The 25,801-nt window shown below is 64.0% G+C and carries 21 protein-coding genes; 15 read left to right on the top strand and 6 right to left on the bottom strand.

Annotated features, from left to right (window positions below; all coding sequences use genetic code 11):
- Positions 1-79: 79 nt before the first annotated feature.
- The 6 genes from P3T16_RS14370 to P3T16_RS14345 all read left to right on the top strand — a co-directional run bounded on the left by P3T16_RS14370 (position 80) and on the right by P3T16_RS14345 (position 5,792).
- Positions 80-742, top strand: coding sequence for a response regulator (locus P3T16_RS14370; protein ID WP_429342782.1), 663 nt, complete (start codon positions 80-82; stop codon positions 740-742).
- Positions 743-746: 4 nt separating this feature from the next.
- Positions 747-2,048: an ATP-binding protein gene (locus P3T16_RS14365; protein WP_429342781.1), complete on the top strand. Its 1,302-nt coding sequence runs from the start codon at positions 747-749 to the stop codon at positions 2,046-2,048.
- A 132-nt stretch (positions 2,049-2,180) separates the two neighbouring features.
- Complete coding sequence (locus tag P3T16_RS14360) at positions 2,181-3,677, top strand: DegQ family serine endoprotease (RefSeq protein ID WP_429254683.1); 1,497 nt, start codon at positions 2,181-2,183, stop codon at positions 3,675-3,677.
- Positions 3,678-3,837: 160 nt separating this feature from the next.
- Positions 3,838-4,335, top strand: a complete 498-nt coding sequence (locus P3T16_RS14355; RefSeq protein ID WP_429254682.1) for a carboxypeptidase regulatory-like domain-containing protein — start codon at positions 3,838-3,840, stop codon at positions 4,333-4,335.
- Between the two features lie 228 nt (positions 4,336-4,563).
- Positions 4,564-5,010: a DUF427 domain-containing protein gene (locus P3T16_RS14350; protein WP_429342857.1), complete on the top strand. Its 447-nt coding sequence runs from the start codon at positions 4,564-4,566 to the stop codon at positions 5,008-5,010.
- A gap of 35 nt (positions 5,011-5,045) precedes the next feature.
- Positions 5,046-5,792 (top strand): CoxG family protein, encoded by a 747-nt coding sequence (locus P3T16_RS14345; protein ID WP_429254681.1) that lies wholly within the window; start codon positions 5,046-5,048, stop codon positions 5,790-5,792.
- Between the two features lie 55 nt (positions 5,793-5,847).
- On the opposite strand, the gene P3T16_RS14340 is transcribed toward P3T16_RS14345, so the two are convergent.
- On the bottom strand, positions 5,848-6,870 hold the full coding sequence (locus tag P3T16_RS14340) for a helix-turn-helix domain-containing protein (protein ID WP_429342780.1): 1,023 nt from the start codon (positions 6,868-6,870) through the stop codon (positions 5,848-5,850).
- 215 nt (positions 6,871-7,085) lie between these two features.
- Between P3T16_RS14340 and P3T16_RS14335 the strand changes: the two genes are divergently transcribed.
- Complete coding sequence (locus tag P3T16_RS14335) at positions 7,086-7,718, top strand: cysteine hydrolase family protein (protein ID WP_429342779.1); 633 nt, start codon at positions 7,086-7,088, stop codon at positions 7,716-7,718.
- 109 nt (positions 7,719-7,827) lie between these two features.
- On the opposite strand, the gene P3T16_RS14330 is transcribed toward P3T16_RS14335, so the two are convergent.
- On the bottom strand, positions 7,828-8,478 hold the full coding sequence (locus P3T16_RS14330; protein ID WP_429342778.1) for a TetR family transcriptional regulator: 651 nt from the start codon (positions 8,476-8,478) through the stop codon (positions 7,828-7,830).
- A 470-nt stretch (positions 8,479-8,948) separates the two neighbouring features.
- On the opposite strand from P3T16_RS14330, the gene P3T16_RS14325 reads away from it, so the two are divergent.
- From P3T16_RS14325 to P3T16_RS14315, 3 genes are read left to right on the top strand one after another with little or no spacing between them, the layout of a single operon-like run.
- Complete coding sequence (locus P3T16_RS14325; protein ID WP_429342777.1) at positions 8,949-10,181, top strand: efflux RND transporter periplasmic adaptor subunit; 1,233 nt, start codon at positions 8,949-8,951, stop codon at positions 10,179-10,181.
- Between the two features lie 15 nt (positions 10,182-10,196).
- A complete protein-coding gene (locus tag P3T16_RS14320; protein WP_429342776.1) occupies positions 10,197-13,403 on the top strand; it encodes an efflux RND transporter permease subunit in 3,207 nt (1,068 codons plus the stop codon).
- A gap of 1 nt (position 13,404) precedes the next feature.
- Positions 13,405-14,928 carry an efflux transporter outer membrane subunit gene (locus P3T16_RS14315; protein WP_429254675.1) on the top strand — a complete coding sequence of 508 codons (1,524 nt, stop codon included), beginning with the start codon at positions 13,405-13,407 and terminating at the stop codon, positions 14,926-14,928.
- Between the two features lie 278 nt (positions 14,929-15,206).
- On the opposite strand, the gene P3T16_RS14310 is transcribed toward P3T16_RS14315, so the two are convergent.
- Complete coding sequence (locus P3T16_RS14310; protein WP_429342775.1) at positions 15,207-16,643, bottom strand: nucleobase:cation symporter-2 family protein; 1,437 nt, start codon at positions 16,641-16,643, stop codon at positions 15,207-15,209.
- Between the two features lie 389 nt (positions 16,644-17,032).
- Here P3T16_RS14310 and P3T16_RS14305 point away from each other — a divergent pair, with 389 nt between their 5' ends.
- The 3 genes from P3T16_RS14305 (at position 17,033) to fghA (ending at position 20,514) form a co-directional block, all read left to right on the top strand.
- The gene (locus P3T16_RS14305; protein WP_429342774.1) at positions 17,033-18,472 is read left to right on the top strand and encodes a xylulokinase; all 1,440 of its coding nucleotides are present in this window, start codon (positions 17,033-17,035) and stop codon (positions 18,470-18,472) included.
- A gap of 72 nt (positions 18,473-18,544) precedes the next feature.
- Entirely contained in the window at positions 18,545-19,651 is a 1,107-nt protein-coding gene (locus P3T16_RS14300) for an S-(hydroxymethyl)glutathione dehydrogenase/class III alcohol dehydrogenase (RefSeq protein WP_028197996.1), read from the top strand.
- Positions 19,652-19,668: 17 nt separating this feature from the next.
- Positions 19,669-20,514, top strand: coding sequence for an S-formylglutathione hydrolase (gene fghA, locus P3T16_RS14295; RefSeq protein WP_429342773.1), 846 nt, complete (start codon positions 19,669-19,671; stop codon positions 20,512-20,514).
- A gap of 78 nt (positions 20,515-20,592) precedes the next feature.
- Here fghA and P3T16_RS14290 read toward each other — a convergent pair whose 3' ends face one another.
- The 3 genes from P3T16_RS14290 to P3T16_RS14280 are packed head-to-tail and all read right to left on the bottom strand — an operon-like array spanning position 20,593 to position 23,244.
- Positions 20,593-21,375: a metal ABC transporter permease gene (locus P3T16_RS14290; protein ID WP_429342772.1), complete on the bottom strand. Its 783-nt coding sequence runs from the start codon at positions 21,373-21,375 to the stop codon at positions 20,593-20,595.
- Positions 21,368-22,300, bottom strand: a complete 933-nt coding sequence (locus P3T16_RS14285) for an ABC transporter ATP-binding protein (RefSeq protein ID WP_429342771.1) — start codon at positions 22,298-22,300, stop codon at positions 21,368-21,370. Before P3T16_RS14285 ends, P3T16_RS14290 begins: the two co-directional genes overlap by 8 nt.
- Positions 22,297-23,244 carry a metal ABC transporter solute-binding protein gene (locus tag P3T16_RS14280; protein ID WP_429342856.1) on the bottom strand — a complete coding sequence of 316 codons (948 nt, stop codon included), beginning with the start codon at positions 23,242-23,244 and terminating at the stop codon, positions 22,297-22,299. The genes P3T16_RS14285 and P3T16_RS14280 overlap by 4 nt, the downstream gene beginning before the upstream one ends.
- 274 nt (positions 23,245-23,518) lie before the next feature.
- Between P3T16_RS14280 and P3T16_RS14275 the strand changes: the two genes are divergently transcribed.
- On the top strand, positions 23,519-24,319 hold the full coding sequence (locus P3T16_RS14275; RefSeq protein WP_429254668.1) for an L-iditol 2-dehydrogenase: 801 nt from the start codon (positions 23,519-23,521) through the stop codon (positions 24,317-24,319).
- Positions 24,320-24,388: 69 nt separating this feature from the next.
- A complete protein-coding gene (locus tag P3T16_RS14270; RefSeq protein WP_429342770.1) occupies positions 24,389-25,711 on the top strand; it encodes an ABC transporter substrate-binding protein in 1,323 nt (440 codons plus the stop codon).
- Positions 25,712-25,801: the final 90 nt, after the last annotated feature.

The raw sequence follows: 25,801 nt of genomic DNA, 5'->3' as shown, positions 1-25,801 counted from the left end.
CGCGTTCACGTCGTGCGTCGCCCGGTGGACGCTAGAATGCGTGATCACGAACACCACTGAATCATGGAACGGTAGAGCCATGCGGATACTGCTTGTCGAAGATGACCGGATGATTGCGGAAGGCGTGCGCAAGGCGCTGCGCGGCGAAGGCTTTGCGGTCGACTGGGTGCAGGACGGCGAGGCCGCGCTGAATGCCGTCTCGGGCGAGCCGTACGATCTCGTGCTGCTCGACCTCGGACTGCCGAAGCGCGACGGCCTCGATGTATTGCGCACGATGCGCTCGCGTGGTCTCGCGCTGCCGGTGCTGATCGTCACCGCGCGTGATGCCGTCGCCGATCGCGTGAAAGGACTCGACGCGGGCGCGGACGATTACCTCGTCAAACCGTTCGATCTCGACGAACTCGGCGCACGCATGCGCGCGCTGATCCGTCGCCAGTCGGGTCGCAGCGATTCGACGATCCGTCACGGTCCGCTCACGCTCGACCCGGCGTCGCATCAGGTGACGCTCGAAGGCGCGCTGGTCGCGCTGTCGGCGCGCGAATTCGCGCTGCTCGAAGCGCTGATCGCGCGTCCAGGCGCAGTGCTGTCGAAGAGTCAGCTCGAAGAAAAAATGTACGGCTGGGGCGAGGAAATCGGCAGCAATACGGTCGAGGTGTACATCCACGCGCTGCGCAAGAAGCTCGGCGCGGATCTGATCCGCAACGTGCGCGGCCTCGGCTATATGCTCGCGAAGGAAGCCTGACCTGATGCGTTCGATTCGCCGTCAATTGCTGTTCTGGCTGCTCGCGATCGTCCTTACGGGCGTGTGCATCGCAGGCTGGCTCATCTACCGTCAGGCGCTCGCAGAAGCGAACGAGCTGTTCGACTACCAGTTGCAGGAGATTGCCGGGGCCCTGCCGTCCGAGTCGTTCTCGCAGGTGCTCGGTTCGCGCGACACCGGCGAAGAAGGCATCGTGTTGCAGATCTGGAATCGCAACGGCATGCTGATCTATTACTCGACACCGCGTGCGCCACTCGCGCCGCGCGCCGAACTCGGCTTTTCGACCCAACGCACCGAGCGCGGCGACTGGCGCGTGTACGGCGCGATCGTCGGCGACAACGTCGTGCAGCTTGCGCAGCCGCTCTCGGTGCGCAACCGGCTGGCCGCGAACGTCGCGCTGCGAACGTTGTGGCCGCTGATCGTGCTGCTGCCGCTGCTGGGCGTCGCCGTATGGATGGTCGTCGGGCGCGGGCTCAAGCCGTTGCGTCGCGTGGCCGTGGCGCTCGACACGCGTCATCCTGAAGCGCTCGATCCGTTGCCGGACCAGCGTCTGCCGCTCGAAGTGCAGCCGCTGGTGCGCGCGCTGAACGGGCTGCTCGCGCGTCTCGCCGCCGCGCTCGATACGCAGAAGGCGTTCGTCGCCGATGCCGCGCACGAACTGCGCACGCCGCTCGCTGCCGTGCAGATCCAGACGCAACTCGTCGCCCGCGCGCGGGATGACGACACGCGCCAGGAAGCGCTCACCGATCTGCAGGCCGGGGTCACGCGCGCAACGCGCCTTGCCGAGCAACTGCTCGCGCTGGCCCGCGCGGAACCCGACGATCATGCGGCAACGACTGCCGTCGATCTGCAGGCGATGCTCGAAGAATGCGTCGCGTCGCGCGCGCCGCTCGCGCAGCAGCGCAACATCGATCTCGGCATTGAAGCGACCACGTCTGCCACGGTGATCGGCGACCCCGAAGCGTTGCGTGTGATGCTCAACAACCTGCTCGACAACGCGACGAAATACACGCCCGAACGGGGGCGTATCGATGTGAGTCTGAAGGTCGAGGGGGGACATCCGGTCGTGCGGATTGCCGATACAGGCCCAGGCATTCCCGTCGAAGAGCGCGACCGCGTGTTCGACCGTTTTTATCGCGCGGGCGCGGGCGTGAATCGCGTGCGTAGCGATGTTGCGGGCAGCGGTCTCGGGCTCGCGATCGTGAAGCGCATCGCGCTTCAGCATCACGCCGAGGTGACGCTCGGCGAATCGGCATCCGGTGGTCTGCTCGTCGCCGTGCGGTTCTGAAAAGGCCGTCGGGATCGCTGAAACTCCTGACAGAAAAGGTTTTGCGGCATATAGCGCACTTAAGACTCCTTTAAGTGAGGCCGCGTACGCTTCGAATCATTCTGGAGCACCCCTCTCTGTCAGGAGTACATGATGCAAGCGAAGACCATCAAACGTAGCGCCACGGCTCTGGCGGTTGCTGTTGCGCTGTCGGCGGGTTATGTGGCCGGTCACCGCAACGTTGCGCCGCCCGAAGTCATCGCGCCGGCACAGGCCGCGATGATGCCTGCCGAAGCGGCCGCCAGAACCGGCGTGCCTGATTTCTCGGGTCTCGTGGAAACGTACGGTCCGGCGGTCGTCAACATCAGCGCAAAGCACGTCGTCAAGAATGTCGCGCAACGCGGCGGTGGTAACGCCGGCCAGTTGCCGATCGACCCGAGTGATCCGTTCTACCAGTTCTACAAGCGCTTCTTCGGTGGCATGCCCGGCGGTCCCGGCGCAGGCGGCGGCGATCAGCCCGATACGCCGAGCGCGAGCCTTGGCTCCGGCTTCATCGTCAGCAGCGACGGCTACATCCTGACGAACGCGCACGTTGTGGACGGCGCGAACGTCGTCACCGTCAAGCTGACCGACAAGCGCGAATACAAGGCGAAGGTCGTTGGCGCCGACAAGCAGTCGGACGTCGCGGTGCTGAAGATCGACGCGAGCAACCTGCCGACCGTGAAGATCGGCGATCCGCGTCAGAGCAAGGTCGGTCAGTGGGTAGTCGCGATCGGGTCGCCGTACGGCTTCGACAACACGGTGACCTCGGGCATCATCAGCGCGAAGTCGCGCTCGCTGCCGAACGAGAACTACACGCCGTTCATCCAGACCGACGTGCCGGTGAACCCGGGCAATTCGGGTGGTCCTCTGTTTAACCTGCAGGGCGAAGTGATCGGCATCAATTCGATGATCTATTCGCAGACAGGCGGCTTCCAGGGTCTTTCGTTCGCGATCCCGATCAACGAGGCGATCAAGGTCAAGGACGACCTCGTCGCAACCGGTCACGTCAGCCGCGGGCGCCTCGGCGTCGCGGTGCAGTCGATGAACCAGACGCTCGCGGATTCGTTCGGCATGAAGACGCCGCAGGGCGCGCTCGTGAGCTCGGTCGATGCCAGCGGCCCTGCTGCGAAGGCGGGTCTGCAGCCAGGCGACGTGATCCTCTCGGTGAACGGCTCGCCGGTGTCGGATTCGGCGGATCTGCCGTCGCAGGTCGCGAGTCTGAAGCCCGGCACGAGCGCCAATGTGCAGGTATGGCGCAACAAGGCGACGAAGGACCTGAAGGTGACGATCGGCGCGCTGTCGGACGCGAAGGTGGCTTCGGCGGACGCGCCTGCGCAGGAGCAGGGACGTCTCGGCGTCGCTGTGCGCCCGCTTACGCCGCAGGAAAAGAGCGGCACGTCGCTGACGCACGGCCTGCTGGTGCAGCAGGCGGACGGTCCCGCAGCGAGCGCCGGCGTCCAGCCGGGTGACGTGATCCTGGCGGTCAACGGCAATCCGGTCACGAGCGTCGACCAGTTGAAGCAGATGGTGGCGAAGGCCGGCGACAGCATCGCGCTGCTGATCCAGCGCGACGACGCGCAGATCTTTGTGCCGGTCGACCTCGGCTGATGTAAGAAGTACCGTCGCTGGTCTGTTTTCAGCGAGTGAGGCCCGCGTGTCGCATGACCCGCGGGCCTTTGCCATGGTGCGATCGCAGCCGTTGGCCGGCGCTCGGGCACGGAGCTTGCAGGCTAGTTTCCTGCACGAACCATAGCAAGGAGCGATGCACATGAAAACACGAGATACCCAGCGAAGGATCATGACCGCGGCTGTCGCGGCGACCCTGACGCTTGCCACCGTGGCCGGCGCGTACGCACAGCAGGCGGGCGATACCACGGGCGGCACTACGACGGATAACACCAGCGCGGGCAACGCCAACGGCGGTGGCCTGCCGCAGGTCCAGCAGCAGGGCGACGTATCGTTCACATCGGGCGGCGTCGGTCTCGACGAATCGACGGCGTTGCAGGCCGCGCAAAGCCAGTGGCCGCTGTCGCTGCGTTTCACCGGCCCGGGCTCGGAGTTTCTCGCCGACGTCGCGGTGAAGGTCGTCGATGCGCACGGCGCCGAGGTGCTGGACACGAAGTCGCGCGGCCCGTACATGCTGGTCAGGCTGCGCCCCGGCCGCTACACGGTTCATGCGACCTACAAGGATAGCGACCAGAGCAAGGCAGTTTCGGTGACAGGTAAGGGCACGGCGCGCGCGGCGTTTTACTGGAACACGCCGTAAATACGCCCGTAATCGCTGCACTGCACAAACGGTGTGCGAAGGTACGCCGGAGTACGCAAAGGGCGCGCAAGCCGCCGAAGTTTCGCCGATAATGAAGCCACGGGCAGGCCCGTGGCTTTTTTTCGTGAAGCCGCGCAGCCTGCCGGAAAGCGCACGCGTGATGCAGATCGGCAGCGGCTTGCAGCCGGATATCGCGCGGTTTCCCACCGCATCTCGGAGCTGGACATGATGGACGACGCCCCGGCAGGCAACGCAAGTCCCAACGCGGACGATGCTACCGGCAAACAGTCGGGCGAGCCGCCTGGCGCTGCGCATGGCAGCCAGGGCGGCGGCCATCGCGTTGACGTCGTCATCAACCGGCATCGCGTGCGGGTGATCCATCTCGGCGTCACGGTCGCCGATACGCAGGCGGCACTGACCGTCTCCGAGACGGGTCTTCCCGACGTCTTCTATTTCCCGCGTGCCGACGTCAACATGGCGCGGCTCGAGCGTTCCGCACACACCTCCCGATGTCCGTTCAAGGGCGAGGCGTCCTACTATCATCTGCTGACTGAGGAAGGCGTCGTCGAAAACGCCGTCTGGACGTACGAGACGCCGATCGACAGCGTCAAGCAGATCAAGGACTATCTGGCGTTTTACACGTCGCGGGTGGACCGCATCGATCAGACGTCGTGATCTGGCGGTGAAAGAGGCTTATCGGGGAGGCCGTCATGGAACTGAACGATGCGTTACGGATTCCGCTTGCACCTTCGGATGTGTGGGAAGCGCTGCAGGATCTCGCGCTGCTGCGCGCGAGTCTCGACAACTGCGAGTCGTTCACGCGACTGCACGGTGGCGAATACGCGCTGACGATGACGGTGCCGCTCGGGCCGCTGCGCGCGCATTACGACGTGCGCGCACATATCGTCAGCCCGGACGGCGTGGAGCCGGAAACCATGCACCGGATGCTCAACTTCAAGGCGCGCGCGCAAGGCGTCGGCGCGTTGCGCGGGCAAATGGAGGTGCGGCTGCGCGCGGACGACCACTGGATCGGCGGCGCGAAACATCCGCACACGCGGATCGACTACTCGGTCTGGGCGACGCTGACCGGGCCGCTCACGCAACTCCCCTCCCGTCAGATCGAAAATGCGTTGCATGACCTCGCTGACACGTTCTTCACCGAGTTCTGCGAAGTCGTGCAGGCGAAACACGGCATGAAGCCGAACCGGGTGCACGGCACGCCGGCGCGGCGTCAGCATGTGTTTCTGCGGCCGGTCAACCTGAGCGCCCTCGCGCGCCGCGTCCGGCCGCATGACCACGGCGGTGCGATCACCGGACGCGCGGCGAGCACGATGCTGAGCGCGCGTGCGCATCACCACGAGCACGATCCGCACGCCGTGCCGAACTGGGCGTGGGCGGGGATGATCTTCTTCGTCGCGGTGCTGCTGTATCTGGCGCGGTGGTTCAGCCAGAACTGAACCGCACGACGCGGCGGTGCTCCCGCCGCCGCGTTTCTCTTGCTTCAATCACATCTCATTCGCCGCGAAATTCCCGGCGGTACGCCGACGGCGATGTCCTGAACGCATCGGCGAAATGCTGGCGCAGCGAAGCCGTCGAGCCGAAGCCTGCGCTGCCGGCGATGGCATCCACCGGTTGATCCGTCGTTTCGAGCAGTTGCTGCGCGCGCGTCAGACGCTGCGCGAGCAGCCACGCGCCGACGGTGGTGCCCGTCGCCTCGCGGAAGCGGCGCGTGAACGTGCGGCGGCTCATCAACGCGCGCCCGGCGAGGCTGTCGAGCGTGTGCGGTGCATCGAGGTTGCGGCAGACCCAGTCGAGCAGGCCGGACAGCCGGTCGCCGTGGGCGTTGTCGGGAACCGGCTGCTGGATGTACTGCGCCTGTCCGCCCTGGCGATGCGGCGGCACGACCAGCCGGCGCGCGACGTAGCTCGCGGTCTGCGCGCCGCACTGCTTGCGCAGCACGTGCAGGCAGCAGTCGAGGCCGGCCGCAGTGCCGGCCGACGTCAGCACGTTGCCGTCGTCGATGTAGAGGACGTTCGCATCGAGCTTCACCTTCGGATAGCGGCGCGCGAAATCGTCGGCCCATGCCCAGTGCGTGGTCGCCGGGCGTCCGTCGAGCAGGCCCGCCGCCGCCAGCACGAATGCGCCCAGACACAGGCCGACCAGCTGTGCGCCGCGTGCGTGCGCCGCGCGCAACGCGTCGAGCAGCGCGGCCGGCGGCGGTTCGTCCGGATCGCGCCAGCTGGGCACGATGATCGTGTCGGCGTCGGCGAGCGCGTCAAGACCGTGCGACGCGGCGATCGAAAAACCCGCGGTGGTAGACAGCGTGCCAGGCTCCGACGCACAGACGCGGAAGTCGAACGCAGCCACGCCACCGTCGCCACGGTCTTCGCCGAAGACAACGCAGGGCACCGAAAGATGAAACGGACTGATGCGGTCGAACGCGACCACAGCAATCACCGGCTTTGCGCCCTCCGCCCGGAGCGGAGTCGACGGACGGGCAGGCCGGGAATCGGCAGAAGAAACCGGACGGGTCATGACGGGTTCCGGAAGCGAGCGCAGGAAGGAAGCGACACGTCGCGTCGCAAGACGCGCGCCGCAAAAAACGCAATTGGCCCAATCTTATCGAAAGTTGTCATTCGGGTCACTATCATCACAACGGTCAGCAGTGAAGAATGCAGTCATCGCCGCCGCACTGGAACGACCCAAACGGTCGACGCGCGGCGAACCACTCACCCGAAAGGAGTTTTGCCATGACAACGCCGCGCCGCGCCCTGATCGTCATCGACGTACAGAATGAATATGTGACCGGCGATCTGCCGATCGAATTTCCGCCAGTCGAGACGTCGCTCGCGAATATCGGTCGGGCGATCGATGCGGCGCGCGCCGCGGCGGTGCCGGTGATCGTGGTGCAGAGTCTGGCGCCGGCCGCGTCGCCGATCTTCGCGAGCGGTTCCGATGGCGCCGCACTGCACACGGTGGTCGCATCGCGTGAGCACGATCATCTGATCACGAAAGCGCTGCCGAGCGCCTTCACGGACACCGATCTCGCCGACTGGCTCGCGCGGCACGACATCGACACGCTGACGGTGGTCGGCTACATGACGCACAACTGTGACGCGTCGACGATCAACCACGCGCTGCACTCTGGCCTCGCGGTCGAATTCCTGCATGACGCGAGCGGTTCGGTGCCGTACGAAAACAGCGCGGGCTCCGCGAGCGCCGAGGACATTCATCGCGTGTTCAGCATCGTGCTGCAGTCGTTTTTTGCGGCGGTGGCGAGCACGGATCAATGGATCGACGCACTCACCACAGGCAAGCCGCTCGGGCGCGGCTCGATCTATGCGTCGAACCAGAAGGCACGGGCGGCGCAGGCGACGGCGTAAGTCAACCTCGCGCCTCCAGCGTCGCGTTGAAGCGACGCTGCGCATGAAAAAAGGCGGAGACCGCAAGGTTTCCGCCTTTCGCATTCAGGTCCGCACAACCCGCAGAAATTCAGGAGCCGGCCGCGCCGCCCTTGAGGAACGCTGGACTCGTGCGCAGCGCGTCGAACATGCCTTTGACCATGTGTTCGGCGTGCTCACCGAAGTCGAAGGCGCCTGGCAGAAACAGCATGTCGCGCAACGACCCGCTGATGAACGCATGAATCATCGACGCCGCGCGCGCTACGTGGAGATCGGCCGGTAACTGGCCTTTCGAGATTGCGTTGCGCACACCGCCCTTGATGCCTTCCAACCCGTCTCGCATGTTGTTCTGATAGCGCGCCATCACCGGTCCCATTTCCTCGACGAACTCGCATTTCAGAAACAGGATGTCGAACACGCGCCGCCGACGCGGGTCGTTGGCCGTATCGCGCAGACACACGATGCAGATATCGATCATGCGTCCGAGCGGATCGGGTTCCTCAGGATCGAGCGACGCGGCCTTCAGTTCGTCGAGCGGCAGCAGCACGCGGTCGAACATTTCGGTGAAGAGATCACCCTTGTTGGCGAAATGCCAGTAGATGGCGCCGCGCGTCACGCCGGCAACCTGCGCGATGTCCGCCAGCGAGGTGCGCGATACACCCTTCTCGAAGAAGACCTTCTCTGCGGCGTCGAGGATGCCGTTGCGCGTCTCCAGCGCTTCTTCCTTGGTTCGGCGAACCATATCTGTCTGCCCTGCGGTGTATGCGGGATTGCGGGTTGTCCCGGATGTTATTAAGTACGGCCGATGACAATCCGTTCAATAGCCAGCCTGTTTCCGGATTGATCTTGCCGCTACGGCACGCAGCACGTTACAAACGGTCTTTTACGTGCATTCATGAATGTATATATAATAGCACCCCATCGATCGAATAGCCCAAGCCGTGTCGACCGGTTAATATCCGACACTGTTGTCTTTTAAAACGCTTGCGAATCGCCTGAGAGGGCGTCGCAGTGCGGCATTTCCCGGTTTGGCGCGCTTTTGCCTGGATTCGGCCAGGGTCCGGCCACGCGTTGGCTACGATCTGGCTACGACTCGGGCCTGGAATTTACAGGGCTATCGATCAGGCGTCTCAAGACGCATGTGTGCGCCGTCGTCCCCGGGGTAGGGATGCGCGCACTTTTTCATTCTCAGTCTTTGACAGAGGTCGCTCCATGCGCGTCGAACGGGTTCCATTCCGCTTAATCAGTGCCGCGACGGTTGCAATATTTCTTGCAGCATGCGGACAAAAACAATCGGCCCCTCCGCCACAGACGCCCGAAGTCGGCGTCGTGACCGTCGAGCCGCAGGCTGTACCGGTCACCACCGACCTGCCGGGCCGCACCAGTGCGTTTCTCGTCGCGGAAGTCCGCGCGCGGGTCGACGGGATCGTGCTGCGCCGCGAATTCACGGAAGGCACTGAGGTCAAGGCCGGTCAACGTCTCTACAAGATCGATCCGGCGCCGTATATCGCGACGCTGAATAACGCAAAGGCGTCGCTCGCGAAGGCACAGGCGAATCTTGCGTCTACGTCCGCTCAGGCCAGCCGCTACAAGGTGCTCGTCGCAGCGAACGCGGTCAGCAAGCAGGACTACGACAACGCGGTCGCCGCGCAAGGTCAGGCCGCGGCTGATGTCGCCGCCGGCAAGGCTGCCGTCGACAGCGCCCAGATCAACCTCGGCTATACGGATGTCACGTCGCCGATCACAGGCCGCATCGGCAAATCGTCGGTCACGCCGGGCGCGTATGTGCAGGCGAGCCAGGCCACGCTGCTGTCGACCGTTCAGCAACTCGATCCGGTCTACGTCGACCTGACGCAATCGAGCCTCGACGGTTTGAAGCTGCGCCGCGAAATCCAGGAAGGCCGTGTGAAGACGAGCGGTATCAACGCCGCCAAGGTCACGCTGATACTGGAAGACGGCCGTGCCTATCCGGAAACCGGCAAGCTGCAGTTCAGCGACGTCACGGTCGACCAGACCACCGGTTCGGTCACGATTCGCGCCATTTTCCAGAACAAGGACCGCGTGCTGCTGCCGGGCATGTTCGTGCGTGCGCGCATCGAGGAAGGCGTGAATGAAAAGGCGCTGCTGGTGCCGCAGATCGGCATTACGCACGACCAGAAGGGCCAGCCGACGGCGCTCGTCGTCGGCCCGGACAACAAGGTGGCGCTGCGTCAGCTCGTGGCACCGACTACGTATCAGTCGAGCTGGGTCGTCGAGAGCGGCCTGAACCCGGGTGATCGCGTGATCGTGCAGGGCACCGAAAAGGTCCGTCCGGGCGCGACAGTGAAGCCGGTCGACGCGCAACTGCCGGCCACCCCCGCCTCCGGCGTTACGGCTCAAGGCGCACCAGCGGCCAGCGGTGCGCAGACGGCTCAGGCTGCCTCTGCTGCATCGGGCGCGCAATAACAGGGAGCCCGTTTCATGGCAAAGTTCTTTATCGATCGCCCGATTTTTGCTTGGGTGATCGCCATTATTCTGATGCTCGCGGGTGTCGCGTCGATCTTTACGCTTCCGATCGCGCAGTACCCGACCATCGCGCCGCCGGCCGTGCAGATCAGCGCAACGTACCCGGGCGCATCGGCGAAGACGGTTGAAAACACCGTCACGCAGGTGATCGAGCAGCAGATGAGTGGTCTCGACCACTTGCTGTACCTGTCGTCGACTTCGGACGATTCGGGTACGGCGACGATTACGCTGACTTTCGCGGCCGGCACCAACCCCGACATCGCGCAGGTGCAGGTGCAGAACAAGCTGCAGCTCGCCACGCCGCTGTTGCCGCAGGTCGTTCAGCAACTCGGTACGAAGGTCACGAAGTCGAGCAGCAGCTTCCTGATGGTGATGGCGTTCGTGTCCGAAGACGGCAGCATGAGCAAGTACGACCTGGCGAACTACGTCGCGTCGCACGTTCAGGATCCGGTCAGCCGTCTTGACGGCGTGGGCACGGTGACGCTGTTCGGCTCGCAGTACGCGATGCGGATCTGGCTCGATGCGAGCAAGCTGACCAACTTCGGTCTCACGCCGGTCGATGTGCAGACCGCGTTGCTGGCGCAGAACGTTCAGGTGGCCGGCGGTTCGCTGGGCGGCACGCCGTCGGTGCCGGGCCAGCTGCTGCAGGCCACCATCACCGAAGCGACGCTGCTGCAGACGCCGGAGCAGTTCGGCAACGTGCTGCTGAAGGTGAACCAGGACGGTTCGCAGGTCCGGATCAAGGACGTGGCGCGTATCGATCTGGGCGGCGAAAACTACAACTTCGACACGAAGTACAACGGCGCGCCGACTGCCGGTTTCGGTATCCAGCTCGCCACCGGCGCCAACGCGCTGGCAACGGCGAAGGCTGTCCGCGCCCAGGTCGACCAGCTGTCGAAATACTTCCCGCACGGTCTCGTCGTGAAGTATCCGTATGACACGACGCCGTTCGTGCGCCTGTCGATCGAGGAAGTGGTCAAGACGCTGCTCGAAGGTATCGTGCTGGTGTTCCTCGTCATGTACCTGTTCCTGCAGAACCTGCGCGCCACGTTGATCCCGACGATCGCCGTGCCGGTGGTGCTGCTGGGCACGTTCGCGATCATGGGGCTGGTGGGCTTCTCGATCAACACGCTGTCAATGTTCGGGCTCGTGCTGGCCATTGGTCTGCTGGTGGACGATGCGATTGTGGTGGTGGAAAACGTCGAGCGGGTGATGGCGGAGGAGGGTTTATCGCCTCGCGACGCAACCCGCAAGGCGATGGACCAGATTACCGGCGCGCTGGTCGGCGTGGCGCTCGTGCTGTCGGCGGTGTTCGTGCCGGTGGCGTTCTCGGGCGGCTCGGTCGGTGCGATTTACCGGCAGTTCTCGCTGACGATCGTGGCGGCGATGGTGCTGTCCGTGCTCGTCGCGTTGATTCTGACGCCGGCGCTGTGCGCGACGATCCTGAAGCCGATCCCGCAGGGTCACCACGAAGAGAAGAAGGGCTTCTTCGGCTGGTTCAACCGCACGTTCGATAAAAGCCGGGACAAATACCACGTCGGTGTTCACCACGTGATCAAGCGTTCGGGTCGCTGGCTCATCATCTATATGGTGGTGATCCTCGCGGTCGGGCTGCTGTTCGTGAAGCTGCCGAAGTCGTTCCTGCCTGACGAAGACCAGGGCACGATGTTCGTGCTGGTGCAGACGCCTTCCGGCTCGACGCAGGAAACGACGGCGCGCGCGCTAAAGGACATCTCCGACTACCTGCTGAACAACGAAAAGAGCATCGTCGAGTCGACCTTTACGGTGAACGGGTTCAGCTTCGCCGGTCGCGGCCAGAACGCGGGTCTCGTGTTCGTGCGGATGAAGGATTACGCCGTGCGTCAGCATTCCGATCAGAAGGTGCAGGCGCTGGTGGGCCGGTTGTTCATGCACTTCGGCGGCTACAAGAACGCGCTGGTGTACCCGGTGAATCCGCCGTCGATTCCTGAACTGGGTACAGCAGCCGGTTTCGACTTCGAGTTGCAGGATCGCTCGGGTGTCGGCCACGAGGCGCTGATGGCCGCGCGGAACCAGCTGCTCGGCATGGCCGCGAAGGATCCGACGCTCGCTCAGGTGCGACCGAACGGCCTGAACGACACGCCGCAGTTCAAGGTGAACATCGACCACGAGAAGGCTGCGGCGCTCGGCGTGTCGCTGGCGGCGATCGACCAGACGTTCTCGATCGCGTGGGCTTCGCAGTTCATCAACAACTTCCTCGATACCGACAGCCGGATCAAGAAGGTGTACCTGCAGGGTGACGCGCAGTTCCGTATGACGCCGGAAAACCTGAGCGACTGGTACGTGCGGAATTCCGCGGGCGGGATGGTGCCGTTCTCGGCATTCGCCAGCGGTACGTGGACGTACGGTTCGCCGAAGCTCGAGCGTTACAACGGTATCTCGGCGGTGGAAATCCAGGGCGCGGCAGCGCCGGGCAAATCGACCGGTCAGGCAATGACGGCCATCGAATCCATCGCGGCGAAACTGCCGGTGGGTATCGGCTACGAATGGACGGGTCTGTCGTTCCAGGAACGTCAGTCCGGTTCGCAGGCGCCGATCCTGTACGCGATCTCGATCCTCGTCGTGTTCCTGTGTCTCGCGGCGCTGTACGAAAGCTGGTCGATCCCGTTCTCGGTAATCATGGTGGTGCCGCTCGGCGTGATCGGCGCGCTGCTGGCGGCCACGCTGCGCGGACTCGAAAACGACGTGTTCTTCCAGGTCGGGCTGTTGACGACGGTGGGGCTGTCGGCGAAGAACGCGATTCTGATCGTGGAATTCGCCCGCGAACTGCAGCAGTCGGAAGGCATGGGTCCGGTGGAAGCGGCGCTCGAAGCCTCGCGTCTGCGGCTGCGTCCAATCCTGATGACGTCGCTCGCGTTCATTCTCGGCGTGTTGCCGCTCGCGATCAGTAACGGCGCGGGTTCGGCAAGCCAGCACGCAATCGGTACCGGCGTGATCGGCGGGATGCTGACGGCGACGTTCCTCGCCATCTTCATGATCCCCATGTTCTTCGTCGTGATCCGCGCGAAGTTCGGCGGCGAGAAGGAAGACCCGGATGCTGCGATGGAACACTACAACCAGCACCATCCGCATGATCCGGAAGGCGGCGCGGGTGGCAACGGCTCGGGCAAGGAAGGGCATTGAGATGCAAAAACATTCTTTGATTGCAGTCGCGGTGGCGTTCCTCGCCGCGGGCTGCACGATGGCGCCGAAGTACGAGCGCCCGGCCGCGCCCGTGTCGGACAGCTTCCCGACGGGCGGCGTCTACTCGACGCAGCCAGGTGCGGCCGATCACGGCACCCGTAGTGCGAACGGCCAGGCGGCAACCGATATCGGCTGGCGCGATTTCTTCACGGATCCGCGTCTGCAGCGGCTGATCGAGATTTCGCTGAAGAACAATCGCGATCTGCGCGTTTCGGTGCTGAATATCGCGGCTTCCCGCGCGCAGTATCAGATCACGCGCGCCGCGCTGTTCCCGACGCTGGATGCTGCCGCTTCGGAGAGCAAGCAGCGCACGCCGAAGGACCTGTCGATTGGCCGCCAGACGATCTCCAACACCTATTCGGTCGGACTGAATGCATCGTGGGAAATCGACTTCTTCGGGCGGATTCAGAGCCTGAAGGATCAGGCGCTGGCGCAATATCTGGCCACGGCGCAGGCGCGCAAGGCGGCGGAAATCGCGCTGGTGTCGTCGGTTGCCGATCAGTATCTGACGCTGCTTTCTACCGACGACCTGCTGAAGGTCACGGAAGGCACGCTGAAGACCGCGCAGGATTCGTACAACATCACGAAGCTGCAGTTCGACACAGGCACGGGTTCCGAGCTCGATCTGCGTCAGGCTCAGACCGTGGTCGAGCAGGCGCTCGCGAGCCTGCAGGTACAGACACGGCTGCGGGCGCAGGCGGAAAACGCGCTGGTGCTGCTGATTGGTGAACCCCTTCCGTCCGATCTGCCGCCGGGCCTGCCGCTGACCGACCAGAATGTCCTGACGGACATTCCGGCTGGGTTGCCGTCAGACCTGCTGCAACGTCGTCCGGACATCATGGAAGCCGAGCAGAACCTGCTGGCGGCCAACGCGAATATCGGGGCGGCGCGCGCTGCGTTCTTCCCGCGGGTTTCGCTGACCGGCAGCTTCGGCACGTTGAGTCCGACGCTGGGTGGTCTCTTCAAGGCGGGTTCCGCAGCGTGGTCGTTCGCGCCGCAGATCACGCTGCCGATCTTCGAGGGTGGCGCGAACATGGCGAATCTCGATCTCGCGAACGTACAGAAGAACATCCAGATCGCGCAGTATGAAAAGGCGATCCAGACGGCTTTCCGCGAAGTCGCCGATGGTCTGGCGGCGCGTGGCACGTTCGATCAGGAAATTGCAGCGCGCGAGCGCAATACGTTCGCCCAGCAACGCCGCTTCGAACTGTCGGACCTGCGCTACCGGAGCGGCGTCGACAGCTATCTGGCGGTGCTGACTGCACAGAACGATCTTTATCTGGCACAGCAGACATTGATTACCGCGCGTCTGCAGCGTCTGACGAACCTGGTCGATCTGTATCAGTTCCTCGGCGGCGGCTGGATCGAGCGGGCAGGCGAGCAGCCGCGTCCGGCCGATGCGCCGGTCGACTACGGCGCGGCTAGTGCGCCGGCAGCGGCTTCGGCGCCTGCTTCGGCGGGTTGATGCCTGGGGTCTGACTGATCCGGCGGGCTGTAGCTGTAATCGCTGGGATCGGGAGCAACAAAAATAAGCGCCACGGTTTCGCCAGAAACCGTGGCGTTTTCAGTTGTGGCGAACCGGCGAACCGGCGAACCGGCGAACCGGCGAACCGGCGAACCGGCGAACCGGCGAACCGGCGAACCGGCGAACCGGCGAACCGGCGAACCGGCGTTCGTTCGGTCCCGCGTTCCCCTACATCCCAACGTTCTGGCGCCCGCCGTGGATCGCGAGGCGCCCGCCCTTCAGTGCGCGTCTGCGGCACGCGCATCGAAATCGTGCGCGGTATGCAGCGTGTCGTCGCGCGACAGCAGTTCAGCGCTCGCGCGGCCGTCGAAATCGTGGCCTGCGCGCCGGATCGCGTTCTTCGCCGCCCGCTCGCCTTTTACGCCGTTGAAGATCAGGTTCAGCACGACCGCAGAAACCGACGCCAGCAGGATCCCGCTATGCAGCAACGGCGACAGCGCGGGCGGCAGCTTCGAGAAGAAGTGCGGCGAGACGACCGGCACCAGGCCGAGCCCGATGCTCACCGCGACGATGAACAGGTTGTGGTGATTCTTCACGAAGTCGACCTTCGACAGCACCTTGATGCCGTTCGCCGCGACCATCCCGAACATCACGATGCCCGCGCCGCCGAGCACGAACGCCGGCACCGACGCCACCACTTGCGCCATCTTCGGAAAGAGGCCGAGCAGCACGAGGATCACGCCGCCCATCGCGCAGACAAAGCGGCTCTTCACACCCGTCACGCCGATCAGGCCGACGTTCTGCGAGAACGACGTATGCGGAAACGAGTTGAAGATGCCGCCGATCAGCGTGCCGAGACCGTCGACACGCAGGCCGCGCACGAGCGTCTTCTGATCCACCGGGCGATCGACCATGTCGCCGACCGCGAGGAACATGCCGGTCGATTCGATGAAGGTGACGAACATCACGGTGACCATCGTCGCGATCGAGAGCGGATCGAAGTGCGGCAGGCCGAAGTGGAACGGCATCACGAAGCCGACCCACGGCGCCGCCGTCACGCCTTCCATGTTGACGCGGCCGAGCAGCGCCGCAATCACGAAGCCCGCGACGATGCCGAGCAGCACGGAAATGTTCGCGATAAAGCCCTTGCCGAACTTGTTGATCAACAGGATCAGCATCAGCACGACAAACGACAGACCGAGGTAGACCGGATTGCCATAATCCGGATTGCCGACGCCACCCGCTGCCCAGTTGATGCCGACTTCCATCAGCGACAGCCCGATCACCGAAATGACCACGCCGACCACGACTGGTGGAAAGAACCGCAACAGCTTGCCGATCGCCGGCGCAAGGAAAATGCCGACGATGCCCGCGGCGATCGTCGAGCCGAAGATATCGAGAATACCGAGCGACGGATTGGTGCCGATGGCGACCATCGGGCCGACGGCTGCGAACGTGCAACCCATGATGACTGGCAGACGGATGCCGAAGATCCACAGGCCGAGCGTCTGGATCAGTGTCGCGATACCACATGAGAAGAGGTCGGCGCTGATCAAAAACGCGATCTGCTCTTTCGGAAGCTTGAGCGCGCTGCCGACGATTAGCGGGACGGCAACCGCCCCGGCGTACATGACGAGCACATGCTGAATACCTAACGTGAGCAACTGGCCGGCGGGCAGCCGCTCGTCGCACGGGTGAACCGTGTTCGATTGCATTTTGTCTCTCTCCACATCTCGTTTTCGGGATGACTCCAAGGTAGGGGGAATGAAAAGATGCAACAAGACCGCTGTGGCCTATTCCGGGCTTCGCGGCGATCATATGCCGGACGCGCGTTTGAAAGCCGTCCGAAATACGCGGGCGAGCCAATCCGGCGCTGAGGCCCGTGAGGCGGTGTGCAACGCGAATGCGGCCGGCGAGGCGCATACGACGCGATATGTGTGAAAATCGATGAGACGTATTCGGCGCAGCGCATAGTGTCGTTTCGACGCGCTCGTCCGCGTGGCGGGGTTAACCCGCGATTTGCGCTTTTTATGTCCCGACTGCGGCGCGTTGAACGCAGCTCGCTTTCGCGTCAATTTCTCCATCTTTTTCATATTCCTCGCCCATGCGTTTTTTCGGCATCGACCTCGGCACAGGCTCACTGAAACTTTCGACCGTCGATGAGGAGGGGCACGAGCGTGCGACAGCGAGCGTCGCGTACGCAATCGCGACGCCGCATCCGGGCTGGGCCGAAATCTCCGTCGATACGTGGTGGCGCGCGCTCTGCGAAGCCGCAGCCAAACTGCCCGCCGACGAGCGCGACGACGTTCGGGCGATCGGCTTTTCCGGGCAGATGCACGGCGTCGTGCTCACCGACGCGCAGGGTCGCGCGGTGCGCTCCGCGATGCTGTGGCCCGATACGCGTGCGCTGTCGCTGCTGGACGCGTGGCCGGAGCCGCAACCCAATCCCGTTGCGCCTGGCATGGCTGGGCCGTTGCTGCGCTGGATCATGCTGAACGAGCCGCGCACGGCGGAATCCACGCGCTGGGCATTGCAACCGAAGGACTGGCTGCGCGTCGCGCTGGGTGGCGCGGTCGTCACCGATCCGTCCGATGCATGTGCGACCGCGCTTGCCGATCCAGCCGGCGAGTGGGATCACGCGCTGCTCGAGCGGCTCGGCGTGCCGCACGAATGGTTCGCGCCGCTTGCGCCTTCGTATGCGGCGGGCGGTGTGCTATCCGAAGCGGCAGCGCGCGCGCTGGGTTTGCGCGCGGGCATTACGCTTGCGACGGGCGCGGCCGATACGCCGTGCGCCGCGTTCGGCAGCGGCCTTGCAAACGATGGCGACGCGCTGCTCACCACGGGCAGTGGCGGCCAGATCGTCGTCCTCGCGACGGACGAGCCCAGCGCATCGCGCGGTCTGCATTGCTATCGCGCGGCGACCGATCACTGGTACCGGATGGCGGCGATGCAGAACGTCGGCGTCGCGCTCGAAGCCGTGCGCGGCTGGCTGTCGTACGAATGGCCGGACGCCTATCGCGATGCCTTCGCCGATGAGGCTGCGCCCGGGCTCACCTTCCTTCCGTATCTCACCGGCGAGCGTTCGCCGTGGCTCAATCCGTCGGCGCGCGGCGGCTGGCTAGGCCTCGCGCTCGGTCACACGCGTGGCACGATGATGCGTGCTGCATTCGAAGGCGTCGCGTTTTCGCTGCGCGCCGGGCTCGACGCGATCCGTCGCAGCGGCGCCGAGGTCACGTCGCTCAGGCTGGCGGGCGGCGGTTCCGTCGATGCGCGCTGGCGTCAGATGCTGGCCGACGCGCTCGATGTCGAACTGCACGCGGTCGATTGTCCTAACGCAGCGGGGCGCGGTGCGGCGATACTAGGCGGTCTCGCGAGCGGCCACTGGCACGCGTCGGATCTCGCGGCGCTTGCGCCTGCGACGACACGCGTCGCGGGTCCGCAAGGCGACCGTGCGCTGGCCGCGCGTTATGCGCGCTTCCTCGATCTATATGGACGCGTGGAGGACTGGTTTCCCGCACTTTCCACGGCTTCCACGCGAACCTGAACAGAACACGCAACATGTCGATCGACCCTGAAGGTCGATCTCCGCATTCACAGACTCAAAGGAGCATTCACGATGAAGACAAAAGCAGCCATCGCATGGAAAGCCGGCGCACCGTTGACGATCGAAGAAGTGGATCTGGAAGGCCCGCGCGCCGGTGAAGTCCTGATCGAAGTGAAGGCAACGGGGATCTGCCACACCGACTACTACACGCTGTCGGGTGCCGATCCGGAAGGCATCTTCCCGGCAATTCTCGGCCATGAAGGCGCGGGCGTGATCGTCGATGTCGGTCCGGGCGTCGGCACGCTGAAGAAAGGCGATCACGTGATTCCGCTTTACACGCCGGAATGCCGCCAGTGCAAGTTCTGCCTGTCGCGCAAGACGAACCTGTGTCAGGCGATCCGCTCGACGCAGGGCAAAGGCTTGATGCCCGACGCGACGTCGCGCTTCTCGCTCGACGGCAAGCCGCTGTTCCATTACATGGGCACGTCGACGTTCTCGAACTACATTGTCGTGCCGGAAATCGCGGTGGCGAAAGTGCGTGAAGACGCGCCGTTCGACAAGATCTGCTACATCGGCTGCGGCGTGACGACGGGCGTCGGCGCAGTCGTCTATTCGGCGAAAGTCGAAGCAGGCGCGAACGTCGTCGTGTTTGGTTTGGGCGGTATTGGTCTGAACGTGATTCAGGGCGCAAAGATGGTTGGGGCGGACAAGATCATTGGCGTCGATCTGAACCCGGGCCGGGTCGAGCTCGCGAAGAAATTCGGCATGACGCACTTCATCAACCCGAACGAAGTCGAGAACGTGGTCGACCATATCGTGCAACTCACCGATGGCGGCGCCGACTATTCGTTCGAGTGCATCGGCAACACGAAGGTAATGCGTCAGGCGCTCGAATGCACGCACAAGGGCTGGGGCCAGTCGTTCATCATCGGCGTGGCGGCAGCGGGCGAAGAGATCAGCACGCGTCCGTTCCAGCTCGTGACGGGCCGCGAGTGGAAAGGCTCGGCATTCGGCGGCGCGCGTGGCCGCACCGACGTGCCGAAGATCGTCGACTGGTATATGGAAGGCAAGATCAATATCGACGATCTGATCACGCATCGTCTGCCACTCGAACGCATCAACGAAGGCTTCGATTTGATGAAGAAGGGCGAGTCGATCCGCTCGGTCGTACTGTACTAACGTACCAGGGGCGTTTCATGCTCGAACTTCTGTCTTCGCACGCATGCTTCGGCGGCGTGCAGCGGTTCTATCGTCACGATTCGTCGACGATCGGCCTGCCGATGCGCTTCTCGGTGTTTCTGCCGCCGCAGGCGTCGCACGGTAACGTGCCGGCGCTGTTCTATCTGGCCGGTTTGACGTGCACCGAGGAAACGTTTCCGATCAAGGCGGGCGCGCAGCGCTTCGCCGCGCAGCACGGCATCGCGCTGATCGCGCCGGATACCAGCCCGCGCGGCGCCGGCATTCCGAACGAAAGCGCCGCGTGGGACTTTGGCGTCGGCGCGGGCTTCTACGTCGATGCGACGCAGGAACCGTGGTCGAAGCACTTCCGGATGTACTCGTACGTGCGCGACGAACTGCGCGAAACCGTGCTGGCGAATCTGCCGGTCGATGGCTCGCGGCTCGGCATCTTCGGCCATTCGATGGGCGGGCACGGTGCGTTGATGATGGCGCTGCGTAATCCCGGGATCTATCGATCGGTATCGGCGTTCGCGCCGATTGCCGCGCCTTCAAGATGTCCGTGGGGCGTGAAGGCGTTCAGCGGATATCTCGGCGACGATCGCAACGCGTGGCGTCAGTACGATTCGAGCGAACTGATTGCGAGTGCGTCGCACAGGTTCGCCGAAGGGATTCTCGTCGATCAGGGTTTGTCGGACCAGTTTCTGGCCGAGCAACTGAATCCGGATGTGTTCGAGGCCGCGTGCCGTGCCGCAGGACAGCCGCTCACGTTGCGTCGTCATGAAGGCTACGACCACGGCTATTATTTCATCCAGAGCTTCATCCAGGATCATGTCGCGCATCACGCGAAGGTGCTGCTCGGATAAAGCGTTGCGTTCGCGATGACGTGAAAAAGGGACGCCGGATGTTCTCCAGCGTCCCTTCTCCCTGGGCGCGAGAAGCGTTTAACGTCGGCCTAAAAAACTTCCACCGTAAACCAGCGCGGCAAGCGCGGTGATCCAGAAACTCGTGGGCCAGTCCGTGTAGAACGCGAGCGTCACGCCGAGCCACGCCTGCGCCAGCGCCAGCAGCGCGGCGAGGATAAGACCGGTGGAAAGGCGCGTCGTGAGATTCTGCGCGGCGGCAGCCGGCCCGACCATCAGCGTGAACACCAGAAGTACGCCGACGATCTGCGTACACGCCGCGACGGCGAGCGCCGCAATCGCGAGAAACAGCACGGACACGAGCCGCAGCGACACGCCTTTCGCTTCGGCGAGTTCCGGCTGCAACGATGCGAAGAGCAACGGCCGCATGATCGCCGCGAGCGCCAGCAGACTCACGATGCCAAGCGCGGCGAGCACCGCGAGCGTCGACGTATTCACGCCGAGCACGTTGCCGAACAGCAGCGCGGTGACCTGCGTCGCGTACGCGGTGAAGAAATGCAGAAAGAGCAAACCGAAGCCGAGCGCGAGCGACAGAATCACGCCGATCGCGACGTCGCGTCCGGCGAGCCGTTCGCCGAGCGCGCCCATACCGACGCCCGCCGCAAGCGTGAAGCCGATCATCCCCCAGATCGGCGAAATGCCGATCAGCACAGCGCCCGTCGCACCGGTGAAGCCGACGTGCGACAGCGCGTGGCCGGCGAACGTCTGCCCGCGCAGCACCAGAAAATAGCCGACGATGCCCGCCAGCACCGCGACGATCCCCGAAGCGGCGAATGCGTTCACCATGAAGTCGTATTCAAACATCGTGCGTGTGTCCGTCGCGGTTTGTGTGGCTGTGCGCCTTCGAGTGTGAATGCGAATGGCCGTTGTGGTCATGCCCGTGCGAATGTCCACCGCCGTGATCGTCTTCGTGCTCGTGGTCGTGCTTTTCGACTTCGACGTCGCCAGACATCACGAAGATGCGGCCATTCACACGCATCACGTCGATCGACGAACCGTAGAGTCGCGACAACACCGGCTTCGTGATCACTTCATCGACGGTGCCAAGCGCCGCCACGCCGCTGCCGAGATACAGAACACGATCCAGCGCATGCAGCAGTGGGTTCAGCTCATGCGCGGAAAACAGCACCGTGATGCCCAGTTCCTGCTGTACGCGTCGCACGAGTTCGACGACGCTCTTCTGATGATGCGGATCGAGGCTGATCAACGGCTCGTCGAGTAGCAGCAGACGCGGATTGCCAAGCAGGCATTGCGCGAGCAGCAGACGCTGACGCTCACCGCCCGACAGCTCCGACAACGGCCGCAAGGCGAGATCGCGTGCGCCAACCAGATCGAGCACGCGATCGACTTCCGTCCGCGCCGCGGCGCTGCCATGCGGCAGACCCCAGCGGTGTCCGTCGGCGGCCATCGCGACGAAATCGCGTCCGCGCACGCGGCGGCCGGCGAGCGCGCTGCGCGTCTGCGGCATATAACCGATCGACGGATTACCGCGCTCGACCGGCTGCCCAAGCGCGCGGATCGCGCCGCTCGCAGCCGGCACGAGGCCGAGCACCGCGCGCATCAGGGTGGTCTTGCCCGCGCCGTTCGGCCCGAGCACGCCAATGAACTCGTTCTGGTTCACGACGAGGCTCGCGTCGTTCAGGATCGTGCGTCCGCCCAGTTCGAGCGTGACGTGATCGAGTTCGAGCACGGGATCGGAGCCGCGCGGCGCGGCGCCAGTCGGTGTCATTGCGTAGTTCCTTTTGCCTTGTCGGCAGCGCCGCTCTTTGCAAGCGCCGCACCGAGGTCGTCGAGTTGCGACAGCATCCATTGCTGGAACGTCTTGCCCGCCGGTTGCGTCTCGGTGACGCTCACCGTCGGCACATTCGATTGCTGCGCGAGCTTCAGCATCCGTTTTGTCAGTGCTTCGGTGGCCTGGCTGTTGTAGATCAGCACGCGTACGCGCTTCTCGCGCAGATCGCGCTCGAACGCGGCGATATCCGACGCGCTCGCTTCAGTGTCGTTCATCGCGGCGAGCTGGAAGCGCTGGTTACGCATGTCGAGGCCGATTGCGTCCGACATATAGCCGAACACCGGTTCCGTCGCGGTGACCGGCGCGTGCGCATAGCTCGCGTGCAACGCGGCAACCTTTGTATCGAGCGGCTTCAGCGAATCCAGAAACGTCGCGAGGTTCGCATCGTACGCCGATTTGTGCGACGGATCAGCGGCAATGAGCGCCGCGCTCACCGCGCGCGCAACCGCCGGCATCGTCGAAGGCGCGTACCAGAGATGCGGATTGTCGCCGCTTTTCCGGCCGGTAAGGTCAGCGGCGACGATCGTTGTGCGCTTCCCGTTCTTCGATGCCGCGAGCAGCTTCGCCATCCACGGATCGTAGTCGGCGCCGTTGTACACGACAAGGCTGGCGTTCTGCAACGCGCGCGCTGTCTTCGGGCTGGCTTCGAACAGATGCGGATCCTGATCCGGGTTGCTGAGGATGCTCGTCACGCTGACGTAATCGCCGCCCAGCTGGTGCACGACGTCGCCATAAAAGTTCTCGGCCGCGACGACCGGAATCTTCGTATCAGCGGCGACGGCGGCGTGGCCAGTCATCAGCATGAGCGCGCCGGCCGCCAGACACGTCGACACAACGCGTGCACGGCGCACGCGATTCCATAGCGAATCGGCTGGTCTCATCATGGTTGTCGGGTCCTTGAAAGGTGGGTGTTGACGTGCCTTCCGGCGTCAAAGCGCCGCGAGAGCGGAATGATATAACGTATCGCAAAATTATGACACGACGTGCACCTTAACCTGGCCGGCAGGTATGGCGCGAAGCGGGTAAACACTGCCGCGTTGCAGCATCGAAATCCTGCATTGCGCCTTGACATGACCCGATGCGTATCCGATCATTCGATCACAAGTAGAGCAATTGTTCGCGTATTGGGCGTTCGCTCACTGCGCAGAACGCAGAATGAAACCGGAGACAGCATTGAACGCGCGATTGCAGGACAAGGTAGCGATCCTGACTGGTGCAGGAAGTGGAATCGGCGAAGCGGTAGCCCGGCGTTATCTCGACGAAGGCGCGCGCTGCGTGCTGGTCGACGTGAAGCCCGCAGGCGAATTCGCGCAGGCGCTTACGCAAAGTCACAGCGATCGCGTGCTGACGATTTCCGCCGACGTTACGCGTCGTGACGATATCGAGCGCATCGTGTCGGCCACGCTTGAGCGTTTCGGCCGCATCGATATTCTCTTCAATAACGCGGCGCTGTTCGACATGCGCCCGCTCCTCGATGAATCCTGGGATGTGTTCGACCGTCTCTTCGCCGTCAACGTGAAGGGCATGTTCTTCCTGATGCAGCGTGTCGCGCAGAAGATGGTCGAAGAGGGGCGGGGTGGCAAGATCATCAACATGTCGTCGCAGGCGGGCCGCCGCGGTGAAGCGCTGGTATCGCACTACTGCGCGACCAAGGCCGCCGTGCTGAGCTATACGCAATCCGCGGCGCTGGCTCTCGCGCCGCACAAAATCAACGTGAATGGCATCGCACCGGGCGTGGTGGATACGCCGATGTGGAACGAGGTCGATGCGCTCTTCGCACGTTATGAAAACCGTCCGCTCGGCGAGAAGAAGCGTCTTGTCGGCGAAGCGGTGCCGCTCGGCCGTATGGGCGTGCCGGACGATCTGACGGGCGCGGCGCTGTTCCTCGCGTCCGCCGATGCCGATTACATCACCGCCCAGACGCTCAACGTCGACGGCGGCAACTGGATGAGCTGACCGAAATACACCGTACCCATCCGCCAGAAGCATCACTCGAAGAACGACTAATCCAGAAGGAGACAACTCATGAAACCAGCCGTCCAGACCGCGCTCAAGCTATTTGGCGCCAGCGCGGCCGCGTGTGTCGCGTTGAACGCATCGGCCGCGACCGTCACGATCGCAGCCCTCAACAACCCTGACATGATCGAGCTGAAGAAGCTCTCGTCCAATTTCGAGCAGGCCAATCCCGACATCAAGCTGAACTGGGTGATTCTCGAAGAAAACGTGCTGCGCCAGCGCGCCACGACGGACATCACCACCAACAGCGGCCAGTTCGACGTGATGATGATCGGCACGTACGAAACGCCGCAGTGGGGCAAGCGCGGCTGGCTCGCGCCGATCACGGGCCTCTCCGCCGATTACGATCTCAACGACGTCGTGAAGACGGCGCGTGACGGCCTGTCGTACAACAACCAGCTGTACGCGCTGCCGTTCTACGTCGAAAGCTCGATGACCTTCTACCGCAAGGATCTGTTCGCGGCGAAGGGTCTCAAGATGCCCGACCAGCCGACTTACGACCAGATCAAGGAATTCGCCGACAAGCTCACCGACAAGGCGGGCGGCGTCTACGGCATCTGCCTGCGCGGCAAGGCCGGCTGGGGCGAAAACATGGCCTACGTGACGACGCTCGTCAACACGTACGGCGGCCGCTGGTTCGACGAAAAGTGGAACGCGCAGCTGACTTCGCCGGAATGGAAGAAGGCGGTGAGCTTCTACGTCGACCTGCTGAAGAAAGACGGCCCGCCGGGAGCCAGCTCGAATGGCTTCAACGAAAACCTGACGCTGATGTCATCGGGCAAGTGCGCGATGTGGATCGACGCGACGGTCGCGGCCGGCATGCTGTACAACAAGGCGCAGTCGCAGGTCGCGGACAAGATCGGTTTCGCCGCGGCGCCGACGGCTGTCACGCCGAATGGTTCGCACTGGCTGTGGTCGTGGGCGCTGGCAATTCCGAAGTCGTCGAAGCAGCCGGACGCCGCGAAGAAGTTCATCTCGTGGGCGACGTCGAAGCAGTACATCGAACTCGCCGCGAAGGATGAAGGCTGGGCATCGGTGCCGCCGGGAACGCGTGAGTCGACCTACGCTCGCCCTGAGTACCAGCAGGCCGCGCCGTTCGCGGGCTTCGTGCTGAAGGCGATCCAGTCGGCTGACCCGACGCGTCCGACCGCGAAGCCTGTGCCGTACACCGGCGTGCAGTTCGTCGGCATTCCGGAGTTCCAGTCGTTCGGTACGGTGGTCGGTCAGAGCGTCTCAGGTGCCGTCGCGGGCCAGATGTCGGTCGATCAGGCGCTCGCAGCCGGTCAGGCAACCGCCGAGCGCGCCGTGCGTCAGGCGGGTTACGCGAAGTGACTTCGATGTAATTCGCAGTAAAAGCGCCGGCTGGCGTTTAAACGCCAGCCGGATCGCAGCAGCACAGCGGGCCGCCCGCAACTTCGCGGT

It is taken from the genome of Paraburkholderia sp. GAS42, assembly GCF_050436565.1.
Taxonomy (GTDB): Bacteria; Pseudomonadota; Gammaproteobacteria; order Burkholderiales; family Burkholderiaceae; genus Paraburkholderia.
The sequence above is the reverse complement of the archived record's forward strand: the minus strand, read 5'-3'. Positions and strand labels throughout refer to the sequence as shown.